Below are 7,232 nucleotides of genomic sequence, written 5' to 3' on the forward strand. Positions count from 1 at the left end.
TTTTGAGAGATGGCTTTGAAAATTATCACCTTAACCAACAACTAAAAAGCGTTGCAATGATGACGATAAAAAGAAAATAACAACTTGCAAACACTAAATTCCTGCGAATGATGCTGTATGGGTTCGCTTGAAGCTGCATCGCTAATATCGTTGGAGTAACGTTAAACGGGCCAATCATGACCGTACCCATTCCAACACCAATCAATAAAATGCTCATGCCGTACGGGTGATGTGCAATGGCATCCGTTAAAAACGGTGAAATTAGGGCAATTGAGATCAAAGGATGAAAACCAACAAGTGCAAGACTAAAAATACAAATCGCTACGAGCAAATAAAAAACGATTAATACGCCTTCTGTATACGTGAATACGAACAACGAGTTCATGTAATCGAACCAAATGGTGTATGGAAACACTTCCACGAAAAAACCCGCCGATAAAAACAAGAAAAACAACCCGTGGAGTTGTGTTGTGTTACCACGTAAATACGTATAACTTAGCTTTTTAAACCGTTTTAATCTTCCAATCGACAGTGACCATAAAAAGGTGAAAGGCCCAATTAAAATCGTGACTGTAAACAAAAACGATTGAGGGATAAACCCATTAAACGTAAGCAAAACAACAATGAAACACGTAATAGCAATACCTAATTGTAGTAGTTTTTTCCGAAGCGTCTCCCCATAATCTTCTGTTTCTTGAATGATGTTCAAATCTCGACCTTTTAATTGACGACTATGTAAAAACCAATCAACACTAATAAAGATAAAGCTAATCGTTAGAAGTGTCGGTAACAATAACAAGTAACTTGTGCCGGTCATATCAATGGTTGATGCAACAAGAATCTCAGTGGGGCTCCATAATAAGACAAGTGCATACGCTCTTAAAATACTGTGCGCAAAAAAACGCTCAATAACTCCTTTGCCGAACTTCGTTAACTTGTTTTTGACCGTGGCTACAACAACGGGTACCGTCGCCACATTTAAAAATAACGTCAATAAGTACGACATAATCGACGTGCGTTTATACAATCGTACTAAGTTTGGTCTGGGCGGCATGCTGATCATTTTACTCAATGCCAAGTCGTATTTCCCTACTTTGATGATCGTACTCATAAACGGCAACACGAACAATAACGCCAATAACCCCGTCATCGAACCAAACAAATGAAAGAAATTTACTTCTTGTGGAACAGAAACAAAGTAGAATACTAACCCAAGCACGAAGAAAGAAAGACCAGCCCATTTATAAAGTCGGCTGGCTTTCGTAACATTTAGAATAATAATAAGAAGGGCAATAACTCCAATAAACGTCTTCACAAGTGACATAGCAAAAATCTCATTAACCATATAGAGCAAGACAATCATGAAGTATAAAATAAAAATCGCTTTCACCTACTTTTTAAGTGCGATCTCCTATATCGTAATCAATGATAATCGTTTTATTATATCACCTTTTTTTCAGTTAATTGTGTAATTTTGTTTGAATACTTTTTTCCACCTCGTACAAATAAAAAAACTGCAGCTGTACATTCACACAGCTACAGTTTCACTCCTCCATCACGCGCTCTACAACATCAAGAACAGTTTGTAGCTCTTCCATTGGAATTTGACCAGGAGCTGAACTCTCACTACCAACAGCAAACGTCATCGCCGAACCACATGCCCCGCCCATCATACGAGACAATGCACCTAATCGTCCCATAGACATCGTTACGATTGGAATGGGCAAGCCTGCCGCTGCTTCTTGTGTTGCTTGCATGAGCGTTAGAACATCTTCTACAGATGTAGGCATCACAGCTACTTTGCCAATATGAGCACCTTGTTCTTTCGCTTCGGTTAGCTTTTGCACAATGTCTTGTTTTGATGGTGTTCGTTCAAAGTTATGGTAAGACATCAGTACTTGGACACCATACACCTTCCCGAACTCCACCACACGATCGATCTCTGCTTGTTCTGAACTTAATTCTACGTCAATCGCCCAGATTAAACCCGTCTGAACGACAGCTTCATAAAGATCAAATACTTCTTGTTCCGTAAGTGTGATGTTTTCTCCACCTTCACGACTCGACCGACGTGTAAACAGAAGCGGGATGTTCGCTGAACGTTCATAAATTTCTTCGGTTAAGCGCAACACACCTTCTGTATCGTGCAAATCAGTTACATAATCAATCCGCCATTCGATCACATCTGGTTTTTTCTTAACAATCTCATCAAGTTGGGTCATCAATTGATGACGATCTTTTCCTACGAGCGGTGTTACGATTAATGGTCTACGTTGCTCATCTTTTTCGATCGCTGTTAGTTGTCCTAAGTTTTTCATCAAATGTCTCCTTATGTAACTATGCTCGTCATTCAAATATACGTGATTAGTTCAACGTATTGAAATATATTCAACTGTCATTACCTACTAGTATACATATCGTGCTCCTTTTACAACACTGCACATTAATTGTATTCTTTTGTTACAATACAGAAGTAAAGAACGACCGACATTAACGAACAGAGGGGCAGTAATTACTTATGAGTTCTTATCGAGAAAAAAGCATTGTGTTCATTGGGTTCATGGGTTCTGGTAAGACCACAATCGGGGAACAAGTCGCTAAGAAACTTTATCGTGACTTTGTCGACATTGACGAAGAAATTGAAAAAGAATATGGCATGCCCGTTATCGATATTTTTAAAGTTCACGGTGAAGAAGCCTTTCGTTCAAAAGAAAAAGAGCTTATTAAAGGATACTGTGAGCGACCATTAAAGATTATCTCTGTCGGTGGCGGTGCGTTTATGAACGAAGAAATACGCGAAGTCTGTTTACAAAATTGCATCGTCTTTTTCCTTGATCTTTCGTTTAACGCTTGGAAAGAGCGATTGACATTATTATTGCCAAGCCGTCCGGTGCTACAAGGGAAATCAATTGAAGAAATTGAAGAGCTTTTCTACAAACGACAAGGCATCTATGCCGATCATAACTCAAAGTTTACGACGGACCACTTAGACATTGATGAAGTGAGTGATTATCTCATTAAGTCGTTGAAGACGTCTTGGGATTTATATAGTTAAAGAGAGATGGGGTAAAGGCTGATGGCCCTTACTCCATCTCTTCAACTCGTTGTAGGAACAAATCATGATTAAGCGCTCCGTAAGCGACACGATCGACTCGACCTTCTCGATCAATGAAATACGTCGTTGGCATCACTTGCACAAGGTATTCATTTGCGACCTCTGCACTTGTATCAAGTGGGATCGGAAACGTTAATTGCAATTCATCGACGAACTTTTCTACGTTCTCTATGCTCGTCTCACTATTTGTCGTATTCACTGCAATAATTTCTACATCCGCGTCTGCATCTTCATGAATCTCCTGCATATCAGGCATTTCTGCACGGCACGGTGGACACCATGTTGCCCAGAAATTCAAGATCACTCTCTCCCCACGGTAATCCGATAATCGAATGGTTTCACCACTCATCGTCTCTAGCTCAAAGTTAGGGGCTTGATCTCCTGGACTTAAGCCAGTCTCAAGGTCTTCATCCGCTTCTTCTCCTTGGTCTATAATCACATACGAATCTTCTTGTTCACGAAACGTATCGTACATAACACAAGCAACCATCCCGACTAAAACCGTAAGTAATACCCAACGTTTCATGATCAGCCCCCTTTCGTTTCTTTTGGCAACGACTTCACAGCGTCAACCAATATCATCACGATCACAAACCCAATCACTGCTACAGGAAAACTCCAATGGATCACAACGTGAAACAAGAAGGGATTTTGAAAACCTACAATGGCAATAAGCTGGAGGAGTGCCCATAAACCGAGACCAATCCATCCGGTCCATCGTTTCTGTATATGTTGAAAAATCTTCCATAATATCAGGGCAAATCCGCTTAAATAAACGAGCGTTTCAACGCCCGTGGATTGCACCGTAACATAGACCATTTCTGCAGGAATTAAGACGAGTAATAACCCTATGAATATGCGCTGTAACGCATGTTGATGACGCCATGATGCATAGAGAAAATAAACCATAACAATGATGGTTGCTAACCATAACTCTTGCCTACCACTAGGATAAGCAATTGCAGATAACGGATCTGTCACGAGCAATTCTGGCCTCATGACAAGCGTTCCAAACTGCATCGTCACAAACAATGTTAACAAACCATTGTATACGACCTCCCGAATCGCTTTGTCGTCACGGTGTTGCATTGGGGAGAAATAGCGTAAGAAACTAACTCCTAGTGCTACAGAAATAAACACGAGAAGCATCTCATATTGGATGACAAATGGTCCGAGTTGAAACATTTTAACCTCCACAAACCTCTAATTGTTGCCGCATGTGTCATGCTTTTCACGCCTTGTCGGCCTTAACTTCGTCTTACAATCTATGGTTCTACGTTTCTACTTCCAGCTATTCATCCCACCACGAACATTCACGACATTCGTAAACTGATTTTTCTTTAGTTGTTTTGAAGCTTTTAAGCTGCGCATGCCACTCTGACAGATTACAGCAATCTCTTTATCGTGTTCTAGTTCGTCAATACGGTTACTCAACGTGTGAAGTGGAATATTTATTGCTCCTCGGATGCTATGATTTGAAAACTCGCCTTCTGTTCTAACATCAACGAGTCGTAGATCTTTGTTACGAAGCTTTGCTTTTAATTCTTCTGTTGTAATTTGGCGGATGTTACCTGGACTCATTTGCTTAATAACATACATGATCACAATTGCAAAGATTAGTATTACGACAATAGACATAGTTACCCCCATCGATCACTTTAAAATCTCTTAAACAGTTTTTCATTTCTTACGTTTTCTATATCCATTATACAAATACCCATAAGGGTATGTAAACGAGCGACATCCCATTGTAAATTTTTCCTAACAGCGAGGTTTAAATTGTGTCATTTCTACCGACACTGTTTATAACTATAATTTACAAAATGAGGTGCTCGACGTGGAAGTCGCAACGAGACGTAGCCAAAGAAAAAAACGACGTAGGTTTTGGTTCCGATTTACCTTCCGTTCCACAATGGTTATCGCCATCCTATCGGTTCTTGCACTTCTTTTTATTTTTTCTTATTCCTATTTACTAGGCCCTCCACCGATGCAAGTGGCACAATCAACGTACATTTATGATGACGATGGCAATGTGGTAAACGAAACTCAGCAAGGACATCAACGAAACTGGACGAACATTGATGATGTTTCGCCTTTTGTTTTGGATGCCTTTGTTGCTATTGAAGATCGCAAATTCTATGATCATCATGGCTTTGATTACATGCGAATTGGGGCTGCGGTATTAAAAAACGTACAAACGATGTCTCGTAGTCAAGGGGCGAGTACGATTACCCAACAGTATGCCCGCAATTTGTTTTTAAATCATGAGAAGACATGGGATCGTAAAGCGAGGGAAGCACTCTATGCACTGCGACTAGAGTGGCACGTACCGAAAGATGATATCTTAGAAGGTTATGTAAATACGATTAATTTTGGACATGGTGCTTACGGAATAGAACGAGCGGCACAGCTGTATTTTGGAGTATCAGCAAACGACCTTTCTCTCGAACAGGCTGCCTTACTCGCTGGCTTGCCCCGAGGACCATCTTATTATTCACCATATAACCATCCAGAACGAGCAAAAGATCGTCAAGAACTCATCCTTTCTGAGATGAAAGACCAAGGTAAAATCACCGCTGAACAGTACGAAGAGGCACTCGCGACTAATATTGAATTCTCCGAAACTCAGCAAAGTCAGGAGCGTGTGGCACCGTATTTCCAAGACGTGGTTGAACGTGAATTGTTAGAGCGTTACGACCTCGACCCTGCAATCGTTGAAGCAGGTGGGCTGAAAGTGTTCACAACGCTCGATACGGACATGCAAAAAGCGGCTGAAACATATGTAGAGCAAGAAATGCCTGCAGATGAACCTCTACAAACGGCGGTTGTTAGTGTCGATCCAACGACAGGTGATGTAAAGGCAATGGTCGGTGGTGTGCATTATGATGAAAGTCCTTTTAATCGTGCATACGATGCGAGACGTTCGCCAGGGTCTACGTTCAAACCGTTTTTATATTATGCAGCATTAAAAAATGGCTTCACACCTGCAACACTTTTGCGTAGTGAACCGACATCATTTCCACTTAACGAAGATGGCGATTATTATGAGCCAGGAAATTACGGAGAAATTTACGCCAATGACTTTATTACGATGACCCAAGCACTCGCCTATTCGGACAATATTTACGCTGTGAAAACGCACGTTTTACAAGAGCCTGAAAGTCTTATTGAAACCGCTCAAGCGGCAGGTATTGAAAGTCCACTATCACCGAACTTGTCACTTGCACTCGGCGCTTCAGACGTTGGTGTATTAGAACTAACGGCGGCTTATAGTTCCTTTGCCAATGGTGGGGCTCGGGTTGAACCGAGACTAATTGAACGTGTCGAAGACGCTGAAGGCAACGTTTTAATTGACACTGAACCAGAAGTCGAACAAGCCTTTGATGAGCGACAGACGTACATGATGACTGAAATGATGCGTCATATGTTTAACAGTGAATTAAATGATTACACATCTGTAACAGGGAATTCTATTTCGCATCTCATTACACGCCCAATGGCAGGTAAGAGTGGAAGTACACCGAATGACAATTGGATGATCGGCTATACACCAAACCTCGTTACTGGTGTATGGGTCGGCTATGATGATAATACACCACTCGACCACCGAAAACACGGTCAAATCGCCAAAAAAATCTGGGTTAAAACGTTAGAAAAAAGTCTCGAAGGAGAGCTGAAACATGAGTTCCAGGTGCCTCGTGGTGTTGAGAATGTCGACATCGATCTTGCGACTGGTTTACTCGCTGATGAAGCTTGTGGCAATGCCTACACTGCAGCTTTTGTTCATAACACAGCACCAACTGAATCGTGTACCGAGTACTTGGAAAATGATGAACTAAATGCAGAAGAAGCAAAAGAAGAGATTAGCAAAGAAAAAGAAAAGCTGTTCGATCGTTTAAAACGATGGTTCTCGAGTAACGAGATTGACGGATAATTTATGTCACTCTTTAAAAGGACCCCAATAAAACGTGAGGGCACTGAAAAAGTATCTACTAAAGAACGGACAATCGAATTTAATCGAGGGTAGTGACCCCAAAAAGTTAGAGTTTGTTAAACAGCTGATTGGCTGGTTGATGTTCGATATTGAATCGGACTTTGACCAGCCAGTTTTAGTTTT

7 protein-coding genes are annotated in these 7,232 nt (G+C 41.0%); 2 read left to right on the plus strand and 5 right to left on the minus strand.

Going from position 1 to position 7,232, the window contains the following annotated elements; all coding sequences use genetic code 11:
- Positions 1 to 25: 25 nt before the first annotated feature.
- Both JOD17_RS02800 and aroD read right to left on the minus strand, forming a co-directional pair.
- Positions 26 to 1,324: a hypothetical protein gene (locus JOD17_RS02800; RefSeq protein WP_204695592.1), complete on the minus strand. Its 1,299-nt coding sequence runs from the start codon at positions 1,322 to 1,324 to the stop codon at positions 26 to 28.
- Positions 1,325 to 1,544: 220 nt separating this feature from the next.
- A complete protein-coding gene (aroD, locus tag JOD17_RS02805) occupies positions 1,545 to 2,318 on the minus strand; it encodes a type I 3-dehydroquinate dehydratase (RefSeq protein WP_204695593.1) in 774 nt (257 codons plus the stop codon).
- A 200-nt stretch (positions 2,319 to 2,518) separates the two neighbouring features.
- On the opposite strand from aroD, the gene JOD17_RS02810 reads away from it, so the two are divergent.
- Positions 2,519 to 3,055 carry a shikimate kinase gene (locus tag JOD17_RS02810; protein ID WP_204695594.1) on the plus strand — a complete coding sequence of 179 codons (537 nt, stop codon included), beginning with the start codon at positions 2,519 to 2,521 and terminating at the stop codon, positions 3,053 to 3,055.
- A gap of 28 nt (positions 3,056 to 3,083) precedes the next feature.
- On the opposite strand, the gene JOD17_RS02815 is transcribed toward JOD17_RS02810, so the two are convergent.
- The 3 genes from JOD17_RS02815 to JOD17_RS02825 all read right to left on the minus strand — a co-directional run bounded on the left by JOD17_RS02815 (position 3,084) and on the right by JOD17_RS02825 (position 4,753).
- Positions 3,084 to 3,641 (minus strand): peroxiredoxin family protein, encoded by a 558-nt coding sequence (locus JOD17_RS02815; RefSeq protein WP_204695595.1) that lies wholly within the window; start codon positions 3,639 to 3,641, stop codon positions 3,084 to 3,086.
- 2 nt (positions 3,642 to 3,643) lie between these two features.
- A complete protein-coding gene (locus JOD17_RS02820) occupies positions 3,644 to 4,300 on the minus strand; it encodes a hypothetical protein (RefSeq protein ID WP_204695596.1) in 657 nt (218 codons plus the stop codon).
- A 96-nt stretch (positions 4,301 to 4,396) separates the two neighbouring features.
- Positions 4,397 to 4,753 carry a rhodanese-like domain-containing protein gene (locus JOD17_RS02825; protein WP_204695597.1) on the minus strand — a complete coding sequence of 119 codons (357 nt, stop codon included), beginning with the start codon at positions 4,751 to 4,753 and terminating at the stop codon, positions 4,397 to 4,399.
- 199 nt (positions 4,754 to 4,952) lie between these two features.
- Between JOD17_RS02825 and JOD17_RS02830 the strand changes: the two genes are divergently transcribed.
- On the plus strand, positions 4,953 to 7,049 hold the full coding sequence (locus tag JOD17_RS02830) for a transglycosylase domain-containing protein (RefSeq protein WP_338028744.1): 2,097 nt from the start codon (positions 4,953 to 4,955) through the stop codon (positions 7,047 to 7,049).
- Positions 7,050 to 7,232 lie beyond the last annotated feature (183 nt).

This window comes from Geomicrobium sediminis (assembly GCF_016908595.1).
GTDB lineage: Bacteria > Bacillota > Bacilli > Bacillales > Marinococcaceae > Geomicrobium_A > Geomicrobium_A sediminis.

What these genes read in the sequence shown, in the direction of transcription:
- JOD17_RS02825 (WP_204695597.1), bottom strand. Translation starts at nt 4,753, where the DNA reads ATGTCTATTGTCGTAATACTAATCTTTGCAATTGTGATCATGTATGTT.
- JOD17_RS02800 (WP_204695592.1), bottom strand. Translation starts at nt 1,324, where the DNA reads ATGTCACTTGTGAAGACGTTTATTGGAGTTATTGCCCTTCTTATTATT.
- JOD17_RS02815 (WP_204695595.1), bottom strand. Translation starts at nt 3,641, where the DNA reads ATGAAACGTTGGGTATTACTTACGGTTTTAGTCGGGATGGTTGCTTGT.
- JOD17_RS02810 (WP_204695594.1), top strand. Translation starts at nt 2,519, where the DNA reads ATGAGTTCTTATCGAGAAAAAAGCATTGTGTTCATTGGGTTCATGGGT.
- aroD (WP_204695593.1), bottom strand. Translation starts at nt 2,318, where the DNA reads ATGAAAAACTTAGGACAACTAACAGCGATCGAAAAAGATGAGCAACGT.
- JOD17_RS02820 (WP_204695596.1), bottom strand. Translation starts at nt 4,300, where the DNA reads ATGTTTCAACTCGGACCATTTGTCATCCAATATGAGATGCTTCTCGTG.